This is a genomic window from Vicinamibacterales bacterium, assembly GCA_041659285.1.
Taxonomy (GTDB): domain Bacteria; phylum Acidobacteriota; class Vicinamibacteria; order Vicinamibacterales; family UBA2999; genus 12-FULL-67-14b.
On the sequence record JBAZYO010000006.1, the window covers coordinates 28,090 to 54,335 of the forward strand.

At 67.9% G+C, this 26,246-nt stretch carries 21 protein-coding genes; 11 read left to right on the forward strand and 10 right to left on the reverse strand.

The genetic code is table 11. The features are described from left to right. Position 1: 1 nt before the first annotated feature. From WC815_11030 to WC815_11060, 7 genes are all read left to right on the forward strand, one after another. A complete protein-coding gene (locus tag WC815_11030) occupies positions 2-793 on the forward strand; it encodes an enoyl-CoA hydratase-related protein (protein ID MFA5909302.1) in 792 nt (263 codons plus the stop codon). Beyond that, on the forward strand, positions 790-2,298 hold the full coding sequence (locus WC815_11035; protein ID MFA5909303.1) for a biotin carboxylase N-terminal domain-containing protein: 1,509 nt from the start codon (positions 790-792) through the stop codon (positions 2,296-2,298). The genes WC815_11030 and WC815_11035 overlap by 4 nt, the downstream gene beginning before the upstream one ends. After that, positions 2,291-2,677, forward strand: coding sequence for a biotin/lipoyl-containing protein (locus tag WC815_11040; GenBank protein ID MFA5909304.1), 387 nt, complete (start codon positions 2,291-2,293; stop codon positions 2,675-2,677). The genes WC815_11035 and WC815_11040 overlap by 8 nt, the downstream gene beginning before the upstream one ends. Further along, positions 2,678-3,571, forward strand: a complete 894-nt coding sequence (locus WC815_11045) for a hydroxymethylglutaryl-CoA lyase (protein ID MFA5909305.1) — start codon at positions 2,678-2,680, stop codon at positions 3,569-3,571. Positions 3,572-3,669: 98 nt separating this feature from the next. Further along, a complete protein-coding gene (locus WC815_11050) occupies positions 3,670-5,715 on the forward strand; it encodes an ATP-binding protein (GenBank protein ID MFA5909306.1) in 2,046 nt (681 codons plus the stop codon). An 83-nt stretch (positions 5,716-5,798) separates the two neighbouring features. Continuing rightward, positions 5,799-7,505: an OmpA family protein gene (locus WC815_11055; GenBank protein MFA5909307.1), complete on the forward strand. Its 1,707-nt coding sequence runs from the start codon at positions 5,799-5,801 to the stop codon at positions 7,503-7,505. Positions 7,506-7,665: 160 nt separating this feature from the next. Continuing rightward, complete coding sequence (locus WC815_11060) at positions 7,666-9,201, forward strand: AsmA-like C-terminal region-containing protein (GenBank protein MFA5909308.1); 1,536 nt, start codon at positions 7,666-7,668, stop codon at positions 9,199-9,201. Positions 9,202-9,228: 27 nt separating this feature from the next. On the opposite strand, the gene WC815_11065 is transcribed toward WC815_11060, so the two are convergent. Further along, on the reverse strand, positions 9,229-10,059 hold the full coding sequence (locus WC815_11065; GenBank protein ID MFA5909309.1) for a hypothetical protein: 831 nt from the start codon (positions 10,057-10,059) through the stop codon (positions 9,229-9,231). A gap of 240 nt (positions 10,060-10,299) precedes the next feature. Here WC815_11065 and WC815_11070 point away from each other — a divergent pair, with 240 nt between their 5' ends. From WC815_11070 to WC815_11085, 4 genes are all read left to right on the forward strand, one after another. Next, positions 10,300-10,518 carry a hypothetical protein gene (locus tag WC815_11070; GenBank protein MFA5909310.1) on the forward strand — a complete coding sequence of 73 codons (219 nt, stop codon included), beginning with the start codon at positions 10,300-10,302 and terminating at the stop codon, positions 10,516-10,518. A 52-nt stretch (positions 10,519-10,570) separates the two neighbouring features. Further along, positions 10,571-11,236: a DUF4159 domain-containing protein gene (locus WC815_11075; protein ID MFA5909311.1), complete on the forward strand. Its 666-nt coding sequence runs from the start codon at positions 10,571-10,573 to the stop codon at positions 11,234-11,236. 176 nt (positions 11,237-11,412) lie between these two features. After that, positions 11,413-11,850 carry a BON domain-containing protein gene (locus WC815_11080; GenBank protein ID MFA5909312.1) on the forward strand — a complete coding sequence of 146 codons (438 nt, stop codon included), beginning with the start codon at positions 11,413-11,415 and terminating at the stop codon, positions 11,848-11,850. A 47-nt stretch (positions 11,851-11,897) separates the two neighbouring features. Further along, positions 11,898-12,107 (forward strand): PqqD family peptide modification chaperone, encoded by a 210-nt coding sequence (locus WC815_11085; GenBank protein MFA5909313.1) that lies wholly within the window; start codon positions 11,898-11,900, stop codon positions 12,105-12,107. A gap of 114 nt (positions 12,108-12,221) precedes the next feature. Here the strand turns inward: WC815_11085 and WC815_11090 are convergent, their stop codons facing one another. The 9 genes from WC815_11090 to WC815_11130 form a co-directional block, all read right to left on the reverse strand. Continuing rightward, positions 12,222-13,802, reverse strand: a complete 1,581-nt coding sequence (locus WC815_11090; protein MFA5909314.1) for a TldD/PmbA family protein — start codon at positions 13,800-13,802, stop codon at positions 12,222-12,224. Between the two features lie 40 nt (positions 13,803-13,842). After that, positions 13,843-15,198, reverse strand: coding sequence for a TldD/PmbA family protein (locus tag WC815_11095; GenBank protein ID MFA5909315.1), 1,356 nt, complete (start codon positions 15,196-15,198; stop codon positions 13,843-13,845). Between the two features lie 31 nt (positions 15,199-15,229). After that, positions 15,230-16,819, reverse strand: a complete 1,590-nt coding sequence (locus tag WC815_11100) for a TldD/PmbA family protein (protein MFA5909316.1) — start codon at positions 16,817-16,819, stop codon at positions 15,230-15,232. 13 nt (positions 16,820-16,832) lie between these two features. Continuing rightward, positions 16,833-18,566 (reverse strand): hypothetical protein, encoded by a 1,734-nt coding sequence (locus tag WC815_11105; GenBank protein MFA5909317.1) that lies wholly within the window; start codon positions 18,564-18,566, stop codon positions 16,833-16,835. Continuing rightward, positions 18,566-20,593 carry a hypothetical protein gene (locus WC815_11110; GenBank protein MFA5909318.1) on the reverse strand — a complete coding sequence of 676 codons (2,028 nt, stop codon included), beginning with the start codon at positions 20,591-20,593 and terminating at the stop codon, positions 18,566-18,568. Before WC815_11110 ends, WC815_11105 begins: the two co-directional genes overlap by 1 nt. After that, positions 20,586-21,731: a BatA domain-containing protein gene (locus WC815_11115; protein MFA5909319.1), complete on the reverse strand. Its 1,146-nt coding sequence runs from the start codon at positions 21,729-21,731 to the stop codon at positions 20,586-20,588. Before WC815_11115 ends, WC815_11110 begins: the two co-directional genes overlap by 8 nt. Before the next feature lie 5 nt (positions 21,732-21,736). Continuing rightward, the gene (locus WC815_11120; GenBank protein ID MFA5909320.1) at positions 21,737-22,609 is read right to left on the reverse strand and encodes a DUF58 domain-containing protein; all 873 of its coding nucleotides are present in this window, start codon (positions 22,607-22,609) and stop codon (positions 21,737-21,739) included. 5 nt (positions 22,610-22,614) lie between these two features. Continuing rightward, positions 22,615-23,598: a MoxR family ATPase gene (locus tag WC815_11125; protein ID MFA5909321.1), complete on the reverse strand. Its 984-nt coding sequence runs from the start codon at positions 23,596-23,598 to the stop codon at positions 22,615-22,617. A 105-nt stretch (positions 23,599-23,703) separates the two neighbouring features. Further along, entirely contained in the window at positions 23,704-26,181 is a 2,478-nt protein-coding gene (locus WC815_11130; GenBank protein ID MFA5909322.1) for an ABC transporter permease, read from the reverse strand. Between the last annotated feature and the right edge of the window lie 65 nt (positions 26,182-26,246).

Here is a 26,246-nt window from a genome sequence, read left to right on the forward strand (position 1 = left end):
TATGACTTACCAATTCCTGTCGATCGAGCGCCGCGGCTCCGTCGAGTACGTCACGCTCAACCGTCCGGACGTCCGCAACGCCTTCAACGAGATCGTGATTGCCGAGCTCACCACGTGGGCCCGCGGCGCTCACGCCGATGCGACGCTGCGGGTCGTGGTGTTCAGCGGCGCCGGCAAGGTCTTCAGCGCCGGCGCGGACGCCGCGTGGATGGCCAAGATGGCCGGCTACTCACACCTGGACAACCTGCGTGATGCCACGGCGGGCGCCGAGATGTTCCTGGCCATCAACACGATCCCGGCCATCGTGATCGCCCGCATTCACGGCGCCGCGCTGGGCGGCGGCTCAGGACTGGCGGCGGTGTGCGACGTCGTGGTGACCGAGCACACGGCGGTGTTCGGATTCACCGAGACCAAGCTCGGCATCCTGCCGGCGATGATCTCGCCGTACGTGATCCAGAAGATCGGTGCGTCCGCGGCCCGCGAGCTGTTCCTCACCGGCATGCGCTTCGACGCCGCCCGCGCCAAGGACATCGGCCTCGTCCACGCCGTCGTCACGCCGGACCAGCTCGACGCGACGGTGCGGCAGTACGTGCGCGAGGCCCTCAGCGCGTCCCCCACCGCGGTGGCGCGCGCCAAGGCGTTGATCCCGCGCGTGCTCGGACAGCCACCGGCGGACGTGATGGGCATCACCGCCGAAGCCATTGCGGCCCAGCGCGTGTCACCGGAGGGCCAGGACGGCCTCAAGGCCTTTCTCGCGAAGGGTAAGCCCGGCTGGATCGAGGAGCCGCTGTGACCCGCGCCGGCGGCGGCATTCGCCGGCTCCTCATCGCCAACCGCGGTGAGATCGCCGTCCGCATCATTCGCGCCTGCCGCGAGCTCGGGATCGAGACCGTGGCGGTGTATTCGGACGCGGATGCAGAGGCCGTGCACGTGCGGGCGGCCGACCGGGCGGTGCGCCTGGGCCCGGCGCCGGCCCGTGACAGCTACCTCGACGCCACGAAGGTGATCGCGGCGGCCCTGGCTGCCGGCGCCGACGCCGTGCATCCCGGCTACGGCTTTCTCTCGGAGCGCGCGCACTTCGCGCGGGCGTGCGAAGAGGCCGGCCTCATCTTCGTGGGTCCGCCCGCTGTCGCGATCGAGCGCATGGGCTCCAAGGTCGGCGCCCGACGCCTGATGGTCGAAGCGGGCGTGCCGGTCGTTCCCGGCGAGGCGCCCGCGGACCAGTCCGACGCGTCGCTCGTGGCCGCCATCGCGCGGGTCGGCTTCCCGGCATTGATCAAGCCGTCGGCGGGTGGCGGCGGCATCGGCATGAAGGTCGTGCGAGCGGCCGCGGCGGCGCCCGACGCCCTCGCCGCGGCCAGGCGCGAGGCCACGGCGTCGTTCGGCGACGGCACGTTGTACGTGGAGCGGCTGATCGAACGCCCGCGCCACGTCGAGATCCAGGTCTTCGCCGACGCGCACGGCCACGTCGTGCACCTGTTCGAGCGGGAGTGTTCCGCCCAACGCCGCCACCAGAAGATGGTTGAAGAGAGCACCTGCCCCGCCCTCGGGCCGTCGGTTCGCGAGGCGATGGGCCAGGCGGCGGTGGCCGCCGCGCGGGCCGCCGGCTACCGCAATGCCGGCACCTGCGAGTTCCTGCTCGAGGGCGATGGCGACACGGCGCGGTTCTATTTTCTTGAGATGAACACGCGGCTGCAGGTCGAGCATCCGGTCACCGAGTGCGTGGTGGGCGTGGACCTGGTTCGCGCGCAACTGCTGGTCGCGGCGGGCGAGCCGCTCCCGTTCACGCAGGCCTCGCTATCGCAGCGCGGGCACGCCATCGAATGCCGCATCTACGCCGAAGACCCGGCGCAAGGCTTCATCCCGCAGGCCGGACCGATCCTGCTGTACCGGGAACCGCAGGGCCCCGGCATCCGCGTGGATAGCGGCGTGACCCGCGGCTCGACGGTATCGGTGCACTACGATCCGATGCTGGCCAAGCTGATCGTGTGGGGCGAGACGCGCGAGTCGGCCCGCCGCCGGGCGATCGGCGCGCTGAAGGACTTCGCCGTGCTCGGCGTCCGCACGAACATCCCGTTCATGCTGCAACTGCTCGAGCACCCGCAGTTCATCGCCGCGGCAATCGACACGGGCTTTCTGGATCGGGAAGGGGCAGCGTTGGCTGCCGCTTCGGCCTCAGAACTCCCCCCAGCGGCGTTGGCCGCATTGGCCGAGCACCTCCGCATCCCGCCGAAGCGGCCTTCGGCCGCGAAGGCGGACACCGACCCCTTTGTGTCCCTGAAAGATTGGCGTGGATAACTTCACGATCACTCCCCTCGGCGACAGCTGGTACCTGGTCGATGACGGCACTGAGCGATGGCGGGTGGCCGTGGCCGTCAATCGCGACGCCCAGTGGGTGTTCGTCAACGGCCAGGTGGCCATCGTTGACACCCCAAAGCCGGGACGCAGGCGCGCCGCCAGTCGTGATGCCGGAGTGATGTCGCCCATGCCGGCCACCGTGGTGGCGGTGCACGCCACACCGGGCCAGCAGGTGTCGGAGGGCGACACGCTGCTCGTGCTCGAAGCCATGAAGATGGAGATGCCCATTCGCGCGCCGCGCGGTGGCGTCATCAAGACCGTGTCGTGCGCCAAGGGGGACCTGGTGCAGCCGGGCGTCAACCTGCTGGAGTTCGAATAGGTGCGCACGCCCGGCCGCGTCTCCATCGTCGAGGTCGGTCCGCGCGACGGGCTGCAGAATGAGAAGGCGGTGATCACGACCGCCGACAAAATCGCGTTTGTTGATCAACTGACCGCGGCCGGCCACCGCACCATCGAGGTGTCGGCGTTCGTATCGCCGAAGTGGGTGCCGCAGATGGCTGACGCCGCCGAGGTCTTTGCCGGCATCACCAGGAGGCCAGGTGTGCGCTACACCGCCCTGGTCCCCAACAGCGCCGGGCTCGCACGCGCCCTGGCGGCCGGCGTCACCGAGATTGCGATCTTCGCCGCGGCTTCCGAGACCTTCTCCCAGCGCAACATCAACCAGTCCATCGACGCGTCGCTGGCCGCCTACACGGCCGTGTGCCGGGACGCCCTGGCCGCCGGCGTCGAAGTGCGCGGCTACCTGTCCACCTGCTTCGGCTGCCCGTACGAAGGCGCCGTGCCTCCTGCCCGGGTTACGCACGTCGCCGAGCGCCTGCTGGAGATGGGGGTGTTCGAAGTGGCGATCAGCGACACCATCGGCGTGGCGCACCCGGGGCAGGTTCGCGTGGTGCTCGACGCGGTGACGGCCAAACTCCCCATCACGCAGGTCGCGCTCCACTTCCACGACACGCGCGGCACGGCGCTCGCGAACGTCCTCGCCGGACTCGACTACGGCGTCACCACGTTCGACAGCTCGGCCGGCGGCCTCGGCGGCTGCCCGTTCGCGCCGGGAGCGGCCGGCAACCTCGCCACCGAAGACCTCCTCTATATGCTGGATGGCCTGGGCGTCGAGACCGGTGTGGCGATCGACGAGGTCGCCACCGCGTCGCGGGCCATCGAGGCCAGGCTCGACCACCGCTTGCCGTCACGCTACCTGCAATCTGTCCGGTGAATCCCGGCACCCCGTTTGCGTACACCACGCAGACAGGCTCTTGACTGTATTTGGCTACCCATCTTGGGTAACGATCTGGTCTCTTTAGGACGAATCAGATGCGGCATCAGGCTGCGGTAGCAGCGAAGCGCTCCACGATCTGGGAAGACATCGGCATTGGCGTCGCGGCCTTCGGGCTGTGCCTGGCGATCGTTGTGGGTCTGGGGATGTGGACCCATTACGTCGCGGGGTCCGTCTTCATCCTGGGCGTTGCCATCCTGGCCTGGCACAACGGGTTTGGGCCGGCCCTGGTCGCGTCGATCCTGAGCGGCGCGGTCACGGGTCCGCTCGTCGTGGCTCTCGACGCCCGGGCCGACACCATCAACCTGCCCGTCCGCGTCCTCACCATCACCGTCGTGTCGCTCGTGGTGGCCTGGCTGTGCGGCAACCTCTATCGATCGCGCGAGCGGCTCATGGTCGAGCAGTTGCGCCTGCGTGAAAGTGAGGGATTCCACCGCCTGATCGGCGAGCTGGCGTCGGACTTCGCCTTCCACGCCCGCATCGACCACGGCGGGCACATCGTCATCGATTCGGCGACCAGTGGCCTGACGGTGTTGCTCGGTTACACCCTCGACGAACTGCAACTGCGTCCGGGACTGGCGCTGATTCATCCTGAGGACCGTGGCGCCCTCCAGGCCGCGCTCAGCCGCGCCGGCGCCGGTGAGGATGTGCACGGCGAGTCACGGGTGATTGCCAAGGATGGCCACCTGGTGCACGTCGAGTACAGCGCCCACCCGGAACGAGCTGAGGACGGCACCTTGACCGGCGTGCTGGGCGCCTTCCGCGACGTGTCCGTCCAGCGCGCGCAACAGGTCACCCTGACCGAGGAGCGGCAGCGGTTGCTCGTCGACATCGCCAAACGGCGCGAGGTGGAAGGCCAGTTGCGCCAGGCCAAAGACGAGGCCGAGCACCGCGCCAACGAGGCGGAAGAAGCGCGAGCGGCCCTGAAGGATCGCGAGCACCGTCTGCAATACGAGGCACAGTTGAAGGACGAGTTCCTCGCCACGCTGGCCCACGAGCTCCGCAATCCTCTTGCGCCCCTCCGCAACGTCGTCGAAATCCTGCGACTTGAAACGCTGCCCGAAACGGCGCGACAGGCCACCGGCATCATGGAACGGCAGATCACGCAGCTCGTGCGCCTGATCGACGACCTGATGGACGTCAGCCGCATCACGCGCGGGCACCTCACGCTACGGCGCGAGCCCGTTGACCTGCGCGCGATCATCGAGAGCGCGGTTGAAACCGCGCAGCCGCAGCTCACGGCCGCCGGCGTCAGCCTGACCACCGAGATTCCCCCGCAACCGTGCATCCTCGACGCCGACGCCACGCGCATCTCCCAGATTTTCCTGAACCTGTTGACCAACGCGGCCAAGTTCACGCCGGCCGGCGGCCGCATCTGGCTGACGGTGCAGCCGCACGCCGACCGGGTCGTGGTGGTTGTGCGCGACAGCGGCATTGGCATTCCGCTCGAGGATCAGGATCGCGTGTTCGGCATGTTTGTCCAGCTCAACCGCGACATGCGCCGGTCGCAGACGGGCCTCGGCATCGGCTTGACGCTCGTCAAGCAGATGGCCGAAATGCACGGCGGCAGCGTGTCAATGTGGAGCGAGGGCGTCGGGCATGGCTGCGAGTTCACCGTGACCTTGCCGCTCGCGCCGGTGGACACCGACGCCAATGCCGTGGCGACCGCGCCGCCCGCGAAGCGCCCGTCGTGGCGGATCCTGCTCGCCGACGACAGTCAGGACGGCGCCGACAGCCTCGCCTTCCTCCTGCGCGCGGCCGGGCACGAGGTGCACACGGTCTACGACGGCCGCACGGCGATTCGCCTGGCCGAAGAGCTCCGGCCCGACGTCTTGCTGCTCGACATTGGCATGCCGGAGGTGTCGGGATACGACGTGGCCCGGGCGGTCCGCCGCGAGCACTGGGGACGCGGCATACGCCTGATCGCGCTCACTGGATGGGGTCAGGCCGAGCATCGGCGCCGATCGCTCGAGGTCGGTTTCGACGATCACCTCGTGAAGCCGGTTGAGCTGGACGTGCTCGAGGATGTGCTGCAGATGGGCACGCCGGCACCCAATCCCGGCAACAGCCAGCCCATCGGCTGAGTCCTCCCCACCGCTACGGTGGCACGCCATTTGTAACAGTCTTGGTTGATGCGCGTTACCGCGCACAGGAGGACAGAACACCGATGAGTGCCAAACCTTGGTTGATCGCGGGCCTGCTCGTGATCGCCGTGCCCGCGGCAGCCCAACAGCCGGCCGCGAGCACGAGCCAGCAACCTGCCGATTCGCCGGCCGCTGATGAGCGCGGCCGCGTTGCGGTTTCAACCGACGGCGACGCCGGCCTCTGGTGGGTTCCGATCGCGGACACCAACGGCAAGGGCAAATGGCGGGGTTCCGCCCAGCGCAACTCGCGCAACACGCCGCAGGGCCTGATGAACATCGCCAATTTCAGCGCCAATGTCTCGTACGGCTTCAGCGACCGGTTCGACGTCTACACGACGTGGAACTTCATTGAACGGGTCGACCGCGACCTGGCCACGCTGTTCGTTCCCACGGATCCGGACCAGGGCGGTCTCGATACGAGGGCCCCGTACGCGCGCCAACGCTGGACCGGCAACAAGCTCGGCGACCTGCGGGTCGGCGCGAAGTTCGCGTTCGCGAGTGAAGGCGCCGGCGCCCCCGTCAGCGCGGCCGCACGCGTGACCCTGAACCTCCCGACCGGCGATTCGGATAACGGCGCCGGCCAGGGATCAGTGGGCGCCGACTTCTCTGGTGTCTTGAGCCGCTGGATCTCCAACAAGGTCGTGGTCTCCGGCACCGCCGGCTACTACCTCCGCAAGAACCCGTCGGACCCGGTCGTCATCCACGTGCCGAACAGCTTCCATTGGGGCGCGGGTATCGGCATCACGCCGACGCCTTCGTGGCTGATCCATGGCGAGATCCTCGGCGACCACCCGGTCCGCGACAACGCCACCCTGGAGACACGGCTGGTGGCGGAAGACGGCAGCTTGAGCACGGACGTCGGCTTCGTCGATCGTCAAACCTCGTTCACCACCGGCCTGACGTGGTTTGCCGACAACGGTTTCTTCATCGGCGGTGAAGTTCGCATCGATACGCCGATGCCTGACCGGATTGCGGCCTCACAAGACTCGCGCGCCGACTATGTCGACTACCACGTGCGCGTCGGCTGGAGCCCGCGCCGCACGCCGCCGCCCGCGCCGATCGTGACGCCTCCCCCGCCTCCCCCGCCTCCCCCGCCGGCGAACCGCCCGCCGACGGTCAAGGCGAACTGTGACCCGTGCACGGTGGAAGTGGGCACGCGCTCGCAGTTGTCCGCGGACGCGAACGACCCAGACGGTGATCCTCTGACCTACGCGTGGACCGCCCCCGCCGGCACCGTGGAGCAGCCCACCATCGTCAAGCCCATGTGGCTCGCGCCCATGGTGGTCGGGCCGGTGCCCGTCACCGTGACCGTAAACGACGGCAGGGGTGGCACGGCCTCCGACACGGTCACCATCCAGGTGATCCGCAAGGAACAGAAGGTCTACACGTTCGAAGACGTCCACTTCGACTTCGACCGTTACACGTTGCGCGCCGAGGCCGTGCGCGTGCTCGAATCGGCGCTGGCCGCGATGAAGGAGAACCCTTCGCTGCGGCTCACCGTTGAAGGGCACACCTGCAGCATCGGCACCGCCGAGTACAACATGGCCCTGGGCGAACGCCGCTCGAGCGCCGTGCGCGATTACCTGACGACCAACGGCATCGCGGCCAGCCGCCTGACGTCGGTGAGCTTCGGCGAAGAACGGCCGAAGCACGACAACTCACGTGAAGAGACGCGGCGCCTCAACCGGCGAGCCGCCCTCGTCGTGCGGCTCGACGCGGCGCCGCAATAGCGGCGCCGCCCGCCGGCGCCGATTCATAACCGCCACCGGGCGTGGTTCCCGTCGTTCATAATTCAGGGACCACGCCCGGCATTTCGTCCGGGCGCGAGGGCTGGGCCGCCTGGTGGCGCCCCGCTCCATTGACCAGGAGTCTCCAGCCATGCGCCGGCGCATGAAAGTTGTCGCGGCGATCCTCTCGGCCGCCCTTGTCGTGGCGGCGGTCATCCTCCTGGTCACGCTTCGACAGCTCGAACCGCGGCTTCACGCGTGGGTGACCTCGTCGCTCAGCCAGTCGCTGGAAAGCGAGATCACACTCGGAGATGTCCAGGTCAACTGGTTCCCGCTGCGCCTGACGGCGCACGACCTCACCGTGCGGCATCACGGCCGGACGGACATTCCGCCATTGCTGGTGGTGTCGTCCTTCACCGCCGACCTCGAGCTGGCGCGCCTGTGGTCTTCAACCATCAGCAACGTCCGGGTGGACGGCATGGAGATCCACATCCCTCCCAAGGACGACGACACCGGCAAACGGCCCATTCCGCGCCCGAAGCGCGGCAGCGACGACGGCGGCGGCTCCGGCCTCCACGTGCGACACTTGACCGCCACCAACACCCGTCTGGCCGTGGTGCCGCGAGACAGACGCAAGAACGCCAGGATCTGGGACATCTTCAAGCTCGAGTTGGACGATCTCGGCTCCGGCACGCCCTCGCCGTTTCGCGCCGCCCTGACCAACCCGATTCCTTACGGCCAAATCGCGGCCAGTGGCACTTTCGGGCCGTGGAATTCCAGTGCGCCAGGCGGCAGCCCGCTCGATGGGGAGTACACCTTCGCCGCGGACCTGGGCACCATCAAAGGCATGCACGGCCGGCTGGACGCGACCGGCACCATGAGCGGCGTCCTCGAGCAGATCGCGACCCGGGGCGAAACCCGCACGCCGGATTTCAAGGTCACGACGCTGGACGGCGACACCCTCCCGCTCAACACGACCTACGAGGCTCTTGTTGACGGAACGAAGGGCGACGTCGAGCTCACGCGCGTGAACGTGATGTTGGGTAGTTCGCCCCTGCAAGCAAGTGGTGTGGTCAGCGGCACGCACGGGCTCAAAGGCAAGCGCGTAACGCTGAACATCACGAGCTCCTCGGTCAACCTCGCGGAACTCCTCCACCTTGTCAGCAAGCACGAGCCGCCGATGGCTCGCGGCAACGTCACGATTGATGCCGCGTTCGATTTGCCCCAGGGTGACGCGGACGTTCTCGACCGACTCGTGCTCGAAGGGTCGTTCCGGGCCGATCGGCTCCGGTTTGCTGACGACGGCGTCCAGGAGAAGCTCGATACGCTGAGCCGGCGCGGCCAAGGGCGGCCCAATGACGGCTCGATCGACAACGTGGCCTCCAAGGTCGCCAGCAAGTTCGACCTCAAGAACGGCGTGTTACGGTACCGGAACCTCACCTTCAACATCGAGGGCGCGACGGTGAAGCTCGACGGCACTCACGGGCTGACATCCAAGGCATTGGCGCTGAAGGGCGAAGTCCTGCTGCAGTCATCCGCGTCGAACACGCTGACCGGGTTCAAGCGATGGCTGGTCAAGCCTTTCGACGCGCTGCTCCGGAATCACGGCGCCGGCACGCGACTGGTCATCCGGGTCGAGGGCACGCAGGACCAGCCGAAGGTGGCCCTGGAAATCGGCAAGACGTTGCGCGGGCAGTGACGGCCGCCGCCCGCGCTGCCTCAGGCGCTACCGCCGATTCAGGCTCGCCACGACGATGAACTCGCCGGCATTGTCGGAGCGTTCATCGTCGTTGACCGCCAGATACAGGAGGCCGCTGTCGGGCATCGGCACGCTGGCCTGATCCCCGATGCCGAAGGCCGCGCCATTGGTGCCAATGCGGCCGATCAAGGCGCCGGCATTGACGGTGGGCAACGGCGACCCGGGCGCCATGCGCGGGGTCCCGGTCACGCGCGCGCGATCGCTGCCGTTGTCGGACAGTTGCACCTCGCCGCTCGCCTCGAAGAACACCGTGTCGCCCCTGCGCACGGCGAGGCCGGTCGCGACCCAACCCGACCTGGCCGGTACCCTGACACCGCCCGCGGGCACCGCCGCCGGTGTCACGTCGGTCTGCCGCACTGCCGCCTCGAACGGATACGAACCCATGTAAATGCGCGAGACCTGGTCGGGCGAGTAGTTGCGTTCCTCGCCGGCGGAGGTGCGGAAGATGTAGACGCGCGGACCTTCGTCACCCGAGCCCTCGCCACCGCGAATCTGCACGAGCTGCCCCTTGACGCTCGAGCCATTGGTCAACAGCAACAGGTGCTCGGCATTACGAGCTTCACGCACTTCGGTGTCGGGCAGGCCCGACGCGCCACCCTTGCGGTCGATCAGGGCCACGCTCTGGATCGGAATGCGCCGTTGATCGGCAAGCGACACGCGAAGGAAGAGGGTGCCCTTCCCCAACGCCTCGATCCGGCCTTCAACCTTGCTGCCGTCCCGCAACTGCACGGTGGCACGGTCCTGCGGTTCCTGCGCCGCCACGGCCGACACACCGATTGCGCACGCGACGACTGTCATCCGGAAAGTATTGAGATTCATTGATCAACTCCACAGTTTAACAAGCAAGGTGGCCGCCAATCGGGACGGCCTCGGAGAAAACACGTGCAACTCACTATTGGCACACCGTTGGATAGATTATGAATCCGCAGGGACACCCCTGACGCGCACCAATTAAGGAATCGGAAAGCGGCGCCGCTTTCTTCACCCGCGCCGTGGCACCGGACATGCACATAATTGCGGGCGGAGCTCGACCCGTCGATGAACACCACTCACACTGCACATAATCTCACCGACCTCGCCACGCGCGCCCGCGCGGAGTTCCGAGAAATGCCGGGGATGTGCCTCACCACCGCCCAGGCTGCACGCCTGTGGCAGCTCAGCCCCGATCAGGCTGAAGCCCTGCTTCGCGAACTTGTCCAGGCTGGTTTTCTCGTTCGCCGAGACGGCCATCACTATCGTCTGCCCTCGTCGGTTTAAGACGCTCCGCATTCCATGCCAGCGCCGTTCGGCGGTATCGTAGATATCGCCGATGTCGCTTGATCAGGTTCCACGCCCGGTGCGGGGCAAGCCCCGGGCGAACGAGTTCGTCTTCGCCCGCCTTCGCTACGATTCAGGGGACTGGGACTACAACCCGAAGGTGGCGGCCAACATCCTCAACTCGGTGGTCGAATACACCAACATCCCGGTCTACCCCGAGGAAGTGGTCATCACCGCGGATTCCGATGAGTTGTTGTCGTTTCCGTTCCTCTTCATGACCGGCCACAGGCTGGTGCGATTCAGCGAGGCCGAACGCGGCCGGCTGAAGACGTTCGTCGAGCGCGGCGGGCTCCTGTTCTCTGACGACTGCAACCACGACGTCGCCGGCCTGTATGCCACGTCGTTCGAGCAGGAGATGCACCGCGCTTTCCCCACCCTTCGAACTCTCGAGAAGCTCCCCCGCTCCCACCAGCTGTACCGTGCCTTCTTCCAGTTCCCGGAGGGCCCGCCGCAAACCGCCCACGAGTTGAACGGCTGGGGCGACGACCTCGTGCACGACTACCTGCGCGGCATCGAACACAGCGGCCGGCTCGGCGTGCTCTATTCCAACAAGGACTACGGCTGCGAGTGGGACTACGACTGGCGGAACAAGCGCTTCCAGCGCGACGACAACACGCGCTTCGGCGTCAACGTGGTCGTCTATGCGATGGGTGCCTAGGCGCCTGCCGCCCACGCCCAAACAGGGCCCTCGACCTCCGAGTGGCAGCGCGACACCAGGGTTTGCGCCCCGGGCTTCCACTAATTGCCGGGAATGACCGGTCTTCCACCCCAAATGGCTGGCACCGAACTTGATATGTCAGCCCGTGTCGGGCACCCGAGCCCGTAGGAGGACCGATGAGTCTGAAGAACGGATATCTCGCGATCGCACTGATGAGCGGCCTCTCGCTGGCGGCGTGCTCCAATACGGCGGCCGGCGTCGAGAAGGACGCCGAGCGCAATGCCGACAAGGCTGCCACCGCCGCCGCTGAGGCCAAGGCTGACGTCAAGGAAGCAACCCGTGACGCCACCGCCGTGGCCAAGGAAGCCGTCGCCAACGCGGGTGGCGCCATCGCCGCCGTCGTCGAAACCATCGACGTCAAGTCGGCCCTGATGGCCGACCGCACTGTGGATGCCAGCCACATCAACGTGGACACGGTCCACGAAACCAAGACCGTGGTGCTCAAGGGGTCGGTAAAGACCGCGGCCCAGCGCGGCGAAGCGGCCCGCATTGCCGCCGCCGAAGCGCCGGGCTACCGCATCGACAACCAGCTGACGGTGGTCGCGAACCCTTGACCGCTGAATGTAGCGTCCGGCTTTAGCCGGACCACGAAGGAGACCCGATGAACGAAGACATCCTGCAGGGAAAGTGGACCCAGCTCAAAGGCAAGGCCAAGGAGCAGTGGGGCAAGCTGACTGACGACGACATCGAGAAGTTGGATGGGAAGAAGGACCAGCTCATCGGCCGCATCCAGGAACGCTACGGTATGGCCCGTGACCAGGCCGAACGCGACGTCAACGCCTGGCTGAAGGACACGGCCGGCAACTACTAGTCCGGTAACGCCGGACTCGACATCTCCTCCGGGGTAGGACCGATGGAGTCGTGCATCGCACGCGACTCCTTCGGTCCTTTTTTCGTGACGGTCCGGCCAAGGCCGGACGCTGCATCATGAGAACGCGGCGCCGACCATGATGCGGCGGATCCGGACCCACGGCGAGCCGTGCGACGGATGGTTGATCTGCACCGGCTGCCCCTTGGCGTCTCCGGTCGTGCCGAACATCTCCCACGACTCCTTGCCAGAGGTCGCATCCAGGTTCTGCCAGAAGTCGGTGGTGATGGCGTTGTAGGTGACGTCGCTCAGCATGCGCGTCTTCTTGCCGTTCTTCACTTCCCAGAACGCGTCGCCGCCGAACTGGCCGTTGAAGCGCTGCTGGTCGATCGAGTAGCTGCCACGGCCGTCGATCAGGATGCCGTCCCTGGTGTCGGCGATGATCTCTTCCGGCGTCGGCGAGCCCGGCGGGCCCGGCTCGACGTGCACGTTCGGCATGCGCAGGAACGGGTAGTTGCGCCACGAGGTCGCGAAGGTGCAGCCCTTCGACGCGGTCTGGCCGATGTAGTGCGCCGTCTCGCGGTTGGTCTGCAGGTCCACCAGCCGGCCCTCGCGGATGATCGGCCACCGTTGCGACTTCACGCCGTCATCGTCGTAGCCCACCGTGCACATGCCGCCTTCCAGCGTGCGATCGCAGGTGACGTTGAACAGCTTCGAACCCATCATCAGCTTGCCGACGTCCGAGGTCTTGACGAAGCTGGTGCCGGCGTAATTTGCCTCGTAGCCGACCACGCGATCGAGCTCGGTCGGGTGCGCGACGATTTCGTGGATGGTGAGCATGGCGTGCGCGGGCGTCATGATCAGGTCCTTGAGGCCGACGCCGGCGGGAGGCGCCGTGCAGTGCTCCACCGCCTCGTTGGCGATGCGCTCCACGTTCTCCAGCATCTTGGCGTTCAGCACCACTTCGTAGCCGGCCGACTTTGGCGCCACCGAGAAGGTGCGCGACTTGGCCTTGCCGTTTTTGAGCGCGGTCACCGTGAACCCGGGCGACGTGCGCCAGATTTCCTGCTCGAGGTAGGAGCCCTCCGAGGTGGCGAGGTACTTCCACTCGTAGTCGAACGCCATGTTCGACTGCACGCGGATCACGCCCGGCACCTTGAGGGCCGCCTCGTTAATCTTCATCAGGAACGCGATCTTGTCGTCGAGCGAGACGTCTTCCGGCTTCTGCTGGACCGGCACCGACCAGTAGTCCTGGTAGGCCTCGACCGGCGCCAGCTTCACTTCGAAGCGCTTGCTGACCGCGCTCGCCTTGGCCACTTCAGTGGCTTGGGCCGTGATCTTCTTGATGTCGCCTTCGGTGACGAACGGGCTGCTGGCAAAGCCCCACACGCCGCTGTGAATCACGCGGACGCCGAACCCGGCGCTGGTCTCCATGCCGCCGGCGCCGAAGCCGAACGAGTCGGTGACGATGCGGTCGCGGACGGCCACGCTGTCGTTGACGTTTCGGGTGAAGCGAATGTCGGCATAGGTGCAGCCGAGGCGCCTGGCCTCCGACAGGGCGAGGTCCGAGAGTCCCTTGAAGCGCGACTCCATGACGCGCGCCTTCGGCGACTGAGCGATCAGGTCGCCGACCAGGTCGCTGGCGTAGAGGGCGACGCCGGTGGCGCCGAGGGTCTTGACGAATTCTCTTCGCAGCATCGTTTGTCTCCGGCGCCCCATTAAGGGGCGCCCTACCCGTCTAGACCGCTGGGGAAATGGACGTCATGGTGAAATCTTCGAGCTTCATGGCCGGCACCAGCGCCGTGCCCGGGTTGTCGTAGGCCTCGCCGGTGTGCATCGGCACCTGCGGGCCGAGCGCCGAGATGTTGTTGAAGCTCACCGCCGGCGATTCGTTCCAGCGGAAGTTCTGCACCGGCCCGACGATCTCGCCGTTCTCGATCAGGAACAGGCCATCGCGGGTCATGCCCGTGTTCAGCAGCGTCATCTGATCGACCGGCCGGATGTACCAGAAGAACGAGACCAGCAGCCCGCGCTTGGTGCTCTTGATCATCTCTTCGACGCTGGTCGTGCCGCCCTCCATCACCAGGCTCATGTTGGGCGTGGTGCCGGTCGGGTCCTTCTTCTGCCGGTTGGCCCAGAAGCGGTCGTAGAACAGGTTCTTGACGACGCCCTTCTCCACCCAGGTAATGCTCCTGGCGGCGAGGCCGTCCTGGCCAATCGGCGACTGGCGCAGAATCGGGTTGCCAATCTCGCTGCGCAGCGTGAAGTTGTCGCCAAACACCTTCTCGCCCAGGCGGGTCTCGCCGCGCTGCTTGCCGCTCATGAAGCTGCGGCCTTCTTCGGCGTTGCGGGCATTGAGCGAGTTGGTCATCAGCGACAGGTAGCGCGCCGCCGGACGCGGTTCGAGGATCACGGTGTAGTTGCCGGGCTCAATCGCCCGCGGCTTGCGCGACTTGATGGCCTTGTCGGCCGCCACGTTGGTGAGCATCTCGGCGTCGATGTTCTTGATGTCTTTCACGCCGGTCGTGCCCGCCCAGCCCGAGCCGGTCTGGTCCGGCGTGCGGCAGGTCAGGATGAAGCTGGCGTCGGCGTAGTGGAAGTAGGTAAACAGGCCCTCGGAATTGGCGCTGCCGTCCACCCAGTCGAACTTGGGAATGTAGCCGGCGCCGAGCACGCCCTTCTTCTCGCAGATGTCGGTGCTGGCCTTCACCATCCGGGCGCGTTCGGCGGGGCCGAAATTGACCGCCGACGGCAGGGCGGCGTCGAACTCCAGGTAAGTCTGGGGCGGCTTCACCAGCGGCATCAGCTCAGGGTTGTCGGGCTTGCGCCGCGCCAGCGCCTGCACGGCATCAATGGTGCGCTTGAGCGAGTCATCATCGAACTGGTGCGTGGTCGCGCTCGCCGCCTTCTGCCCATACCGGACCGTAATCTGGACTTCCTGATCGTGCTCGATCAGGTTGGCCGTGATGCTGGAGTTGGCAAAGCGCGTCGCCGACCGCTCGCCGCCGGAGAAGCGCACCTCCACGGCGTCGGCCTTGCACATGTTGAGCACCTTGTCGGTGATCTGCTTGATTTCGTCTCGTGAATACGCCATCTCGGTGATCCTCGTCGTGAACCGGGAACCGTTACTTGAAGGCGGTTCCCACCATGATCTTGCGCATGAGGATCGGCGAGGCGCCGTGTGACGGCCGGTTCGACTGCACCGGCTGCCCTTTCGCGTCGCCGCCCATGCCGATGTGCTTCCATTCCTCGGGCGGGCCCACCGCCTCGAGGTTGGCCCAGAAGTCCGTGGTAATCGCGTTATAGGTGAAGTCCGTCACCATCCGCGTCTTCTTGCCGTTCTTGATCTCCCAGAAGCAGTCGCCGCCGAACTGGCCGTTGTAGCGCTGCTGGTCGATGCTGAAGCTGCCCTGGCCGTCTACCAGCACGCCGTCCTCGATGCTGGCAATCATCTGCTCGAGCGTCGGCGAGCCCTTCGGCCCCGGTTCCATCTGGATGTTGGGCATGCGCAGGAACGGATAGTTGCGCCAGTGGTTCGCGAACGTGCAGCCGCGCGAGGTGGCCTCACCCATGTAATGGGCGGTCTCGCGGTTGGTCTGCAGCCCGACCAGGATGCCGTCACGGATGATCGGCCACTTCTGCGCCTCGACCCCGTCATCGTCGTAGCCGACGGTCGAGGCGCCGCCGGGGTGCGTGCGATCCGCGGTGATGTTGAGATGCTTCGAGCCGTACTTCAGCTTGCCGACGTCGCTCAGCTTCACGAAGCTGGTGCCCGCATAGTTGGCTTCGTAACCGACAATGCGATCGAGCTCGGTGGGGTGCGCGATGATCTCGTGGATGGTCAGGGCCGAGTGGTTCGGCAGCAGGATGAGGTCCTTCAGGCCGGAGCCAACCGGCTTGGCCATGGCGAACTCGACCGCCTCCGCCGCCACGCGCTCCGCGTTACCCTTCAGGTCGTTATCGGTGACGAACTCCCACCCGCGCGTCTCGGTGCCGGGGTCGAAGGTGCGCGTCTTGACCACGCCGTCCCTGCGAGCCGTGGCGCTGATCGCGGCCGCGGTGTAGTAGAAGACCTGCTCGATGAACGAGCCTTCGGAGGTGGCCAGGAACTTCCACTCGTAGTTGAAGTTCACCGCCGCGTTCCCGAACATCACGTCCGGGTTCTTCTGCATCGTCCGGGTGACGTCCACGAGCAACGCCACCTTGTCTTCGAGCGGGATGCTCCACGGATCCACCTTAATCGGCGTCTGCCAGTAGGTGTCGTAGGCCTTGACCGGCGCCAGCCGCACGTCGAACTTCTTGGCCATGGCGCTGGCCTTGGCGACCTCGGTGGCCAGGCCCACCACGCGCTTGATCTCCGCGGGCGTCACGTTGGGGCTGCTGGAGAAGCCCCACACGCCGGAGTGAATCACGCGGACGCCGAACCCGTAGGTGTCTTCGTCGCCGAACTGCCCGAAGCCGATGTTGCCGCCGCTCTGGATCTCGCCGTTGCGGACCGCCACTCCGTTGGAGCGGTTCAGCGTGAAGCGGATGTCGGCGTAGGTGCAGCCCAGGCGCCTGGCTTCGCGCAGCGCCTCTTCGGACCAGGTGCGATAGATCGGGTTCTTGACGGCGGGAAATGGCGTGGCGGATTGCCGCGCGAATATCGACGGCCCAAGACTGAGGCCAATCGTGCCGAGGCCGATGGTCTTTGCAAAGTCACGTCGAGATTGCATGGCGGGATCAACTTTACCTCAGTCCGGCGCGGCGTCGCAGCCACCACTCGGCGCCAAGACAGGCGGCCAACGGCAGCATCCACCACGGCGATTGCATGGGATGAACCGGGACGTTCGTCTCCGTTTGCAGCGCCGCGCTCCCGATCGTCTGCGCAACCTTGCCTTCGTCACCCGGCGCGACGGTGACGCCGCCAGTGCTCAACGCGTAACGCTCGAGCTTGGCAATCACCGCGCTGACGCTGCGCGTCGCCCCGGTGGTCACCGCGATGCCTCCGGTCACGCTCGCCCCGCCATCGATGGCCACCGCGATCACGCACGCCTCCGTGCCATCGATCGGCAGGGTGCCGGTAAACACGCCCACCGGTCCTTTCGGCCACAGCCGAATCACGCGCGCCGGCCGGTCGCCGCAACCCGCCGTCGCCGTGATGGCGGTGACGGCCGCCGCGTCCATCCGGCGATGCCGGACTTCGAACGACACGGCGGACCCCGGCGCCACGACCGGCGTGGCGAGGTCCAGGCGCAACGGCGCACCGGCCGTGGCCGACTCGAGAACCACCGACCGCCAGAAGCGATCGAACGCGCCGCCGGCGGCGTCCCGGTATCGCCAGGCGTCCATGGCGCCCGACACCACGATTCGGCCATCGCCAGCCGCCGACAGCACGACGGCCGGACTCCCCTTCACCGAACCGAGCACCGCATCGACCGGCGACGGGTTCGACAGGCGAATGGTTTCGGACGCCTGGAGCGCGCCGATCGCCGACGGTGACGCCTCCAGGTGTTCCGACCATCGCCCGTTGAAGAGCCGCGCGGCCGCGCCCGATGGCGCCCGATCGGGCAACAGGATCAGCACGCCCCCTCGCACGCGCACGAACCGATCCAGGAGATCGACGTCACTGGCGATCAAGCCCTCAGGCGCGCCGACAATCACCACCGACGCGGCGTCCAGCGTCCGCCGGTCGAGCCGGCCGCCGGCGGTGCCCGCCGACAGCGACGGCCCGAGGCGAGCCTGGTGCTCCACGAGGAAGCGCGGGTCGTCTTCGAGCGCGCGACGCACGAACGTGCTCGCCCACGACGGCCTCGGGTCGAACACGAGTACCCGCGCACGCGTGGACGAGACGGACACGCCGAGGCTCACCGCGTTGTCGCCCAACGACACCTCGCCCTCGAACGGCACGGCCTCGACGCGAAGCGCGCGCGGCCCGTCGCCCAAGGGCCACCACGGCAGGTCGATCACCGCGGCGCCATCCGCCTCCCACTCGTGAACCGCGGATCCGACGATGGCGGCCCCGTCGCTGACCCGCAGCTCGGTCCGGCGCCCCGCCATGGCGGTGCCGGTCATCTCGACGCGGATCGATCCGGCCGCCGCCGCATGCTGGGCGATCGACGCCGCCGCGGATCGGATCCCGACATTCGGGCCCGGCGCGGGACCGATTGTGATCAACGACACCGGCCGCGCGAGGTCGTCCGGCACATCGACGTCAACCGATCCGTCAGCCACGATCACGCACGGCTCGTCCTGGACGCACGGCAATCGCCCCCCGTCGGGGTTACGAGCGACCCACTCGACCTCCGGAAACGCCGACCGCAGCGCCCGTTCGACCGGCCCGGCCGCGGATGAGGCGAGACGCGCGATCACCGCGGAGCGCGGTGCGGATCTCGCCAGCGTCATGACCGGATCCACCAGCGCGGCCACCGCAATCAGCACCGCCACGGCACGTAGGACGCCGCGGAGCATCGGGTGCGGCATCACCGCCCGCCTCGTGCCGGCCGCTGGAGTTCATCGGCCAATCGTCCGGCCAGTGGGTCAACACCCGGCCGCGGTTCGACCGGGGTGACCAGCTGCGTCATCGCATGCGTGGTCACCGCCTGCATCGCGGCCCACACGGCATCGCGCCTGGCCGGATCGGTCGCGGCTGAGGCGACCGCGACGGCGGCCTGCTGCAGCGCCCGGGACGCCGGGTCCAGCGCCGCCACCCGCGCCGCCAGCGCGGCGTCCACGCCGCCACTGTTCGCCGCGGCCGACAGATCGCGCATCAGCGCGCGTCGTTGCGCGAGGCCCGCGGCCGGCTCCGCCAGGACCCGATCGCGCGTCCATGGCCGCGCCTCCTTCATCACGCCCGTCAAGCGGCGGCTGGGATCGATCCGCGACCGATCGGGCAGGGTCCGCAAGAAGTAGCGACGCCGGTCGAACGCCAGCTCGAGGCTCCGCAGCGCCTGGCGCTCCAGGACCAGCGCTTCGGTCGCCTTGCCGTCGTTCAGTTGCCCTTCCGCACGCGACATGAAGTTGATGGCCTTCAGCATCTCGGCGCGCCCGGAATTCTCCAGACGGCCTTCCACCACGTCCTGCGACTGCTTGGCCTCCTCGACCTCGTCTTCGACTTCTCCGCCGCCGAGGAACACGACCTCCGCCCGCACCATCCGCTGTTCGATGGCCAGCATCCGGTTCTGGTCGAGCCAGCCTTCGCCAAGGCTACGGCTGGGCAGGCCCTTGCCCTTGACTGACGCGATCAGTTGTTCGGTCTTGTAGATCACCATCTGCTGGCTGATGGCGTACTTCTTCTCTTCGGCCGGCAGCGCGAAGCCGGCACCCGCGGCATCGGACCGGCGTCCGACTTCGATCAGGAACTGCTCCGATCGCACGGGGCTGCCGTTCGGATTCCGGTCGCGCGCGATGGCCTGGTAGACGAGCACATCGCCATCCGACAGCTCGAGGCCATCCAGGACCCATTCGGCGCGGCCGCGCCAGCGGCGGTCGTCCGCGCGGGTGATCGTCAACGCGACCTCGCCTTCCGTGAAGGTGAGGGCCTCACCGCCACCGGAGGCCTTGGTGAACTTCACCGACAGCGCCGCCAGGCCGAGGTCGTCGCGGGCGTCGACATCCAGTGCGATGCGGCCCTTCGGTCCGGCAATCGTGACGTCCCTTCCGGGTGTAACGACCCGGACAGTGGGCGGTGCGTCGGGCACGACGATCACCGACAGGAACTTCGCGTCGCGGCCCTCTCCGCCGGCCGGCCGGATCGCCACCGCCACCGAATCCGCGGCGGTCCACTCGCCCACGAAACGGTTGCCCTCGCGCGTCAGCGTGATCGGCCTCTGCCCGGCGACCTCGGCGAACGCGTCATCAGCAGTCGAAGCCACTTCCAACCGCACGCGGCTCCCCGCGATCGCGCTGACCTGGATCGGATTGGCAAACAGCTCCTCACGCCGTCCGGAGTACGCGGGCGGGACCACCCTCACGCTGATACCGTCGATGCCCCGGGTGTGCGCCTCGAGTGCGGCACCAAGTGACGGTCGCAACACCACCGCCGCCCCGGGTCCGAGCGTCAGGAGCGCCAGCGAACCGATGCCGACGGCGACCATGACCAGCAACGGTTGCCGGATCGGCACCGCGGCGGCGATATTCACCTGCGAGATCCGGTCCTCCGCCTGGCGCAGGACCTCGTCGCGAATCTCCGTCCTCACCGGCCTCGGCCGCTCGCTCAACTCGACTGCCGTGACGACCAGGTTGTCGAATGAGGCGCCGGTGCTCTCGATCAGCCGCGCCGCGGATGCCGGAGTCACGCGCCCGTGCGCGCGCGTCGTCCACGCGGCCAGGAGCAGTCCGATCAGGGCAGACGCAAACAACCGCGCCGTGACCGGCGCCGCCAACGTGGCGGCCGCCACATCGACGGCGGCAAACGCCGCGCCGCCGGCGGCCACGCCCCACATCACGGCCCGCAGCCGCGCTCGTGCGCGGACGCGGGCAATGGCCGAGGCGACCCGGGTGTCAGGCAACGCGCGCCTCCACCGGTGGCTCAACCGCTTCGCGCTGCCGGACGGATGCACGACGGAGCCAATGCTCGAGCGCGAGGAGGGCCAGGGCGAGGAGCCAGAACCACCGGCGATCGCCTTCATCCACCGGCCGCGCATCGGCAGGCGGCGCCCCGGGCGGCCGCGACCACGACCGCAGGTCCTCGTCACTGACGTGGACCGGTTCGAATGCCTCAAGCGACGCCGAGGCGACCCGTGACACCGCATCGGCGACGGCCGAAGCGGCCGCCGCGACTGGCGCCGGCCGCTCCATCCTGATCACGGCCGCGCCGCCTTGAACGCGCTGGACCGCGGACTCGTCCGCGCCGGTCCACACCACCAGCACGCGGGTGGATGGGTTGGACCAGCGGATCCCCGCGCCGAGCGCGGCCCTCAATGCCGCATCCGCCAACGGCTGGTCGGCCGGGGCCGCGACGATCCGGACCATGTCGTCGCTGACGCGGCTGACCGCTCCGTCCGTGACGCTCGTGGCATCGTCGTCGAGGCGCAGTTGCCGGGTCTCGATGGCGAAGCCGCCATCCCGGACGGTCAGGACGGGCACCAGGAGTTCCCGCGGCGCGCGTACGGATGGCGTGGAGACGAACCGAATGCCCGTGGCCACCGCGACCCCTTGCAGGAGATGCGGCGTGATCTGTCCGCGACGGAACGCGCCCACGAACACCAACTCCCGGGCAGCCGGCGGCTGCTCGCTCAGCCATCGCTGGCCATCGGCGACGGCGTCGGCCAGGTCCTGCCTGACGAACGCCTGCGACACGAACGCGCCGCGGGAGGCGTCCCCGCCGTCGGCGATCGGCGCGCCTGGCTCGAGGACCACCGCTCGGGCCACGCGTTGGGCCTGGCTGGCGGAACGGGCGGCCGTCTGAAACACGGGACCAGCCAGCGCCGCCACTGTGGCAGTGATGATGGCGACGCGGCAGGTGAGAAGCAGGGCGTCCTGGATGGTCCGCCGCCGGAACGCGGCCAGCTGCGACTGCCGGAGGAACCGCAGCGACGGAAAGTCCACCCTGCGGCTCTGTTGCCGCACCAGCAGGTGAATCGCGATCGGCAGCGCCGCCAGGGCCAGTCCGAACAACGCCGCCGGCACCAGCCAGAGGATGGCCATGCCGCTCACCCGCCCCCGCGCCGTGACATCAGGAACCGCCGCAACGCCGGCTCGAGCGGCGCGCCCGTGACCAGGCGAACGTAGTCCATCCCGTCGCGCGTCACCTCGCGCTGCACCTTCGCCAGCCACTGCCGCACGGCGGCGGTGTAGCCCTCGCGAACGGCGGACGGCTGCACCATCAGCGTGCGTCCGCTCTCGAGATCGACGAACTCCGCGGCGCCGCCGACATCCAACGCCAGCTCCTCGCGGGCCAGCACCTGCACCACGACCACGTCGTGTCCCATGCGCGCCAGCCGGCGCACCTGCGCGAGCGAGTCGTCTTCCTCGTAGCAGTCCGACACCACGACCACGAGGCCGCGCCGCTTCATCACCGTGGCCGCGCGCCGCAGCGCCTCGCCGAAGCCGGTGTGGCCGGACGGCGCCAGCTGCGCCAGCTGCGACAGGAAGACGCGGAGGTGATGGTGGCCGCTTCGCGGCGGCACGAAGTGGGGACGGTCGTCCACCGCCAGCACGCCGGCGGAATCCCCCTGGTCGAGCACGAGCGTGCCGAGAATGGCGGTCACCTGCCGGGCCAGGTCGAACTTGCCGGCGAAATCCATCGAGCGGCTGACGTCGATCACGAACAGCGCCGCGAGGTTCGTCGTGTCCCTGAACTGCCGGGTGTAGAGGCGATCGGTGCGCGCGAAGGCCTTCCAATCCACGTACTTGAGGTCATCGCCCGGCTGGTAGTGCCGGTATTGGCTGAACTCGGCGCTGTAGCCGTGGAACGGGCTGCGGTGCAGCCCCTGTCGCAGGCCGTCCACCGTCTTGCGCGTGACCAGCTCGAGGTCCCGCAGCGACTGCAGTTCCGACGAGGACACGACGTGCGGGCGCGACATGGTTCTCAGCGGGCGGGTACCGCATCCAGCAGGCGCGACACCACGGTTTCGGCGTCGATGCCGTCGGCCTCGGCCTGGAAGTTCACCAGCAGGCGATGGCGCAGCACGGGCGGCGCGACCGCGCGAATGTCCTCGAGCGACACCGCCGGACGGCCGTGCAGCACCGCGCGCGCCTTGCCGGCCAGCAGCAACGCCTGTCCGGCGCGCGGGCCGGCGCCCCACCGCAGCCACTGCTTCACGAAGTCGGGCACCTGGTCGGCGTCGGTGCCGGACGGCCGCGAGGCGCGCACGATCCGCGTGGCATAGTCCACGACGTTGTCGGCGGCGACGATGTCGCGCACGAGCATCCGCGCGCGCTCGATCTGCTCGCCGGTGGCGACGGCGGACACCGTGGGCTCGTCGCCGGCCGTGGTCTGCGCCAGGATCTGGCGCTCGTCGCTGGCGCTCGGATAGTTGATCACCACGTTCAGCATGAAGCGGTCGAGTTGCGCTTCGGGCAGCGGATACGTGCCTTCCTGCTCGATCGGGTTCTGCGTGGCCAGCACGAACAGCGGCCGCTCCAGTGTGTGGCGCACGCCGCCCACGGTCACCTGGTACTCCTGCATCGCTTCGAGCAACGCCGCCTGCGTCTTCGGCGGGGTGCGGTTGATCTCGTCGGCCAGGATGATGTTCGCGAAAATCGGGCCCGGGATGAAGCGGATGTTGCGCGCGCCCGTGGCGCGGTCCTCTTCGATCACCTCGGTGCCGATGATGTCGGACGGCATCAGGTCGGGCGTGAACTGGATGCGGCTGAACTTCAGGTGCACGGCCTGCGCCAGCGTCTTGATTAGCAGCGTTTTGGCCAACCCCGGCACACCCCGCAACAGGCAGTGCCCGCCGGCGAGAAACGCCGTGAGGATCTCGGCGATCACCTCGTCTTGCCCGATGATGACGCGGCGAAGTTCTTTCTGGAGGGAACTGACCAGGGCTGAGGTCTCGGACAGGCTCATTCAGTCCGAATTCTATCCCTATCCTTTCGACGGTTCCGCGGCGGGAGACGATTCGTTACCTTTGGCGGCCCGATGAGTCTCGCCACAGATGCCGTCTTTCGTGGGCTACTCCGACAGCGCGATCATCGGGTCGGTCTTCGCGGCCCTGCGCGCGGGCAGCAGGCACGCGATCAGCGCCACCACCGTCAGAACCCCGGCCACCGCCGCGACCACGCGCGCGTCCATCGCGCCGACCTCATACAACTGCGCCTGGATCGTCTGGCGCATCAAGAAGGCGCCGGCCAATCCGAAGGCCGTGCCCAGGGCCACGATCAATCCGCCCTCGCGCAACACCAGCGTGAAGATGCTGCTGTTGGCGGCGCCGAGCGCCATGCGGATGCCGATTTCGCGACGACGCTGAGACACCTGGTAGGCCAGCACGCCGTAGATGCCGATGCCGGCCAGGAACAGCGCGCCCACCGCGAAGCCGGTGGCCAGCAGCGTGGGCGTGCGGCGATCGAGCACGGACGCCGACAGCCGCTCCTCCATCGTCCGCACGCCGTAGAACGGCATCTCGGCGTCGATCTGCGCGATTTCGCGGCGCACCGCGTTGATCACCGCCTCCGGTTGCTGGCTGGTGCGGATGGCCAGCGCGATGGCGCGCACCGGCCGCTGGCGCAGCGGGCTGAAGTAATTGCCCGTGCGACGGTTACTGGCTGAGTCCACCAGCCCGCGAATCCGCATCGGCGCAATGACGCCGACAATCGTCAGCATGTCGGCGTCGGCCGGCTTCTGCAGCAGGTCGCTGACGTTGCTCGGAAAGTACATGCGCTTGCCGAGGGCGTCGCCGTTCGGCCAGAAGCGCCTCGCCAACGGCTCATCGATCACCAGCACCCGCGGCCGTCCCTCGACGTCGCCGGCAGTGAACAGCCGGCCTTCCAGCAGGCGCACGCCCATCGCCTCGAAGTAGCCGTCTGACGCGGAGATCTGGCCCGGGGAGATCAGCGACTCGCCCTTCTGCATCTGATATCCCTCGGCGAGGATCACGCTGTCGCTGTAGGCGCCGCCGAAGGGGATGGTACTGGTCGCCCCGGCGGCTTGCACGCCGGGCACGGCGCGGACGCGCTCGAGAATGCGGTCGCTGGTGGCGCGCAGGCTGTCGTCGTTGGCGTAGCGCGCGGCCGGCAGGCTGATGGTGCCGGTCAGGACGTTAGCGGCGCGGAAGCCAGGGTCGATCCGCAGCACCCGATCGAAACTGGCCAGCAACACGCCGGCGCCGATCAGCAGCATGAGCGCGAACGCGACCTGGCTCGTCACCAGCACCCGCCGCATCAGCCGTGGCGCGCGGCCCTGGGTGCCGCTGCGGCCCTCTTCCCTGACGACCTGGGCGATGTTGGCGCGGCGCATGGCGACAATCGGAATCATCCCGACCGCGACGCCCACCACGGTCACGAGCAGCATGGTGAAGCCGACGACCCGGGCGTCGATCGTGATGTCGGAACCGGCGGGCAACTGATCGAATCCGAGGAACGGCGCCGCCCGCAGGGCCCACCAGCCCATGCCAAGGCCGGCCGCACCGCCGAGCAAGGCGAGCAGCACGGACTCGGTCAGCGACTGCCTGGCCAGGCGCGAAAGGGTGGCGCCGAGCGCGTGGCGCGTCGCCAGCTCGCGCACCCGCGCGGTGGCGCGCACCAGCGCGAGGTTGGCGACGTTGACGCAGCCAATCAGCAGCACGAACATCGCGCCGCCCCACAGCATCGACAAGGTCGCCCGGGTCTCGCCGACCAGCTCCGCCTGGAAGTCGAGCAGGTCGGTGCCGAACCTGGCGTTGGTGAGAATTTCGCGAAACGCGGGGAACCGCTCGAAGTTGGCGGCGTTGATCGCATCCACCTGGCTTTGGGCCTGCTCGAGCGTGGCACCTGGCCGCAGGCGGCCGAACTGCTGGTAGTTGTTGCTGTGCCTCGCGTCGTCCGACTTCTCTTGCGCGGTGAACGCCGCCGGACGATACAGCTGGATCTCGGGGTCGAGGAACCTGAAGCCCGGCGCCATCACGCCGACCACGCGATGTGGCTCGCCGCCAAGCCGCAGGTCCTGGCCAATGGCGTCGTCGCGGCCGCCAAACACGCGCTGCCAGAAGCCGTAGCCGAGAATGACGACCTTCTCCTGGCCGATCTCGCCTTGCGCGTCGGTGAAGACCTGCCCGCGAATGGGCTGCACCTTGAGCACGCGGAAGAACGACGGCGTCACCGTCATCGCCTGCACGCGCTCGGCGTCGCCCAGCCCGCTGCCGCTGATGGTGACACCGGCCTGGCGGAACATGGCGATCTCTTCGAGAGCCGACAGGTCGCGCTTGCGGTCGAAGTAGTCGGGCACGCCGTTGGCGGCAATCGCCACGCCCGCGCCCGGGTACTTGTTGTAGATGCGAACCAGCCGGTCCGGCTGGTCGAATGGCAGCGGCTTCAGAAGTACCCCGTCAACAATCGCGAAAATGGCGACGTTGGCCGCGAGGCACAAGGCCAGGGTGGCGACCGTGGTGATGGCGAAACCGCGGTCCTTCCAGAGCAGCCGAACGGCAAAACGCAGGTCCTGCAGCAGTCGATCCATGACTACGAGAGTCTACGGACGCAGGAACTGCCAGGTTCCGAGGGGTCCGACCCCGAGCTGGAATT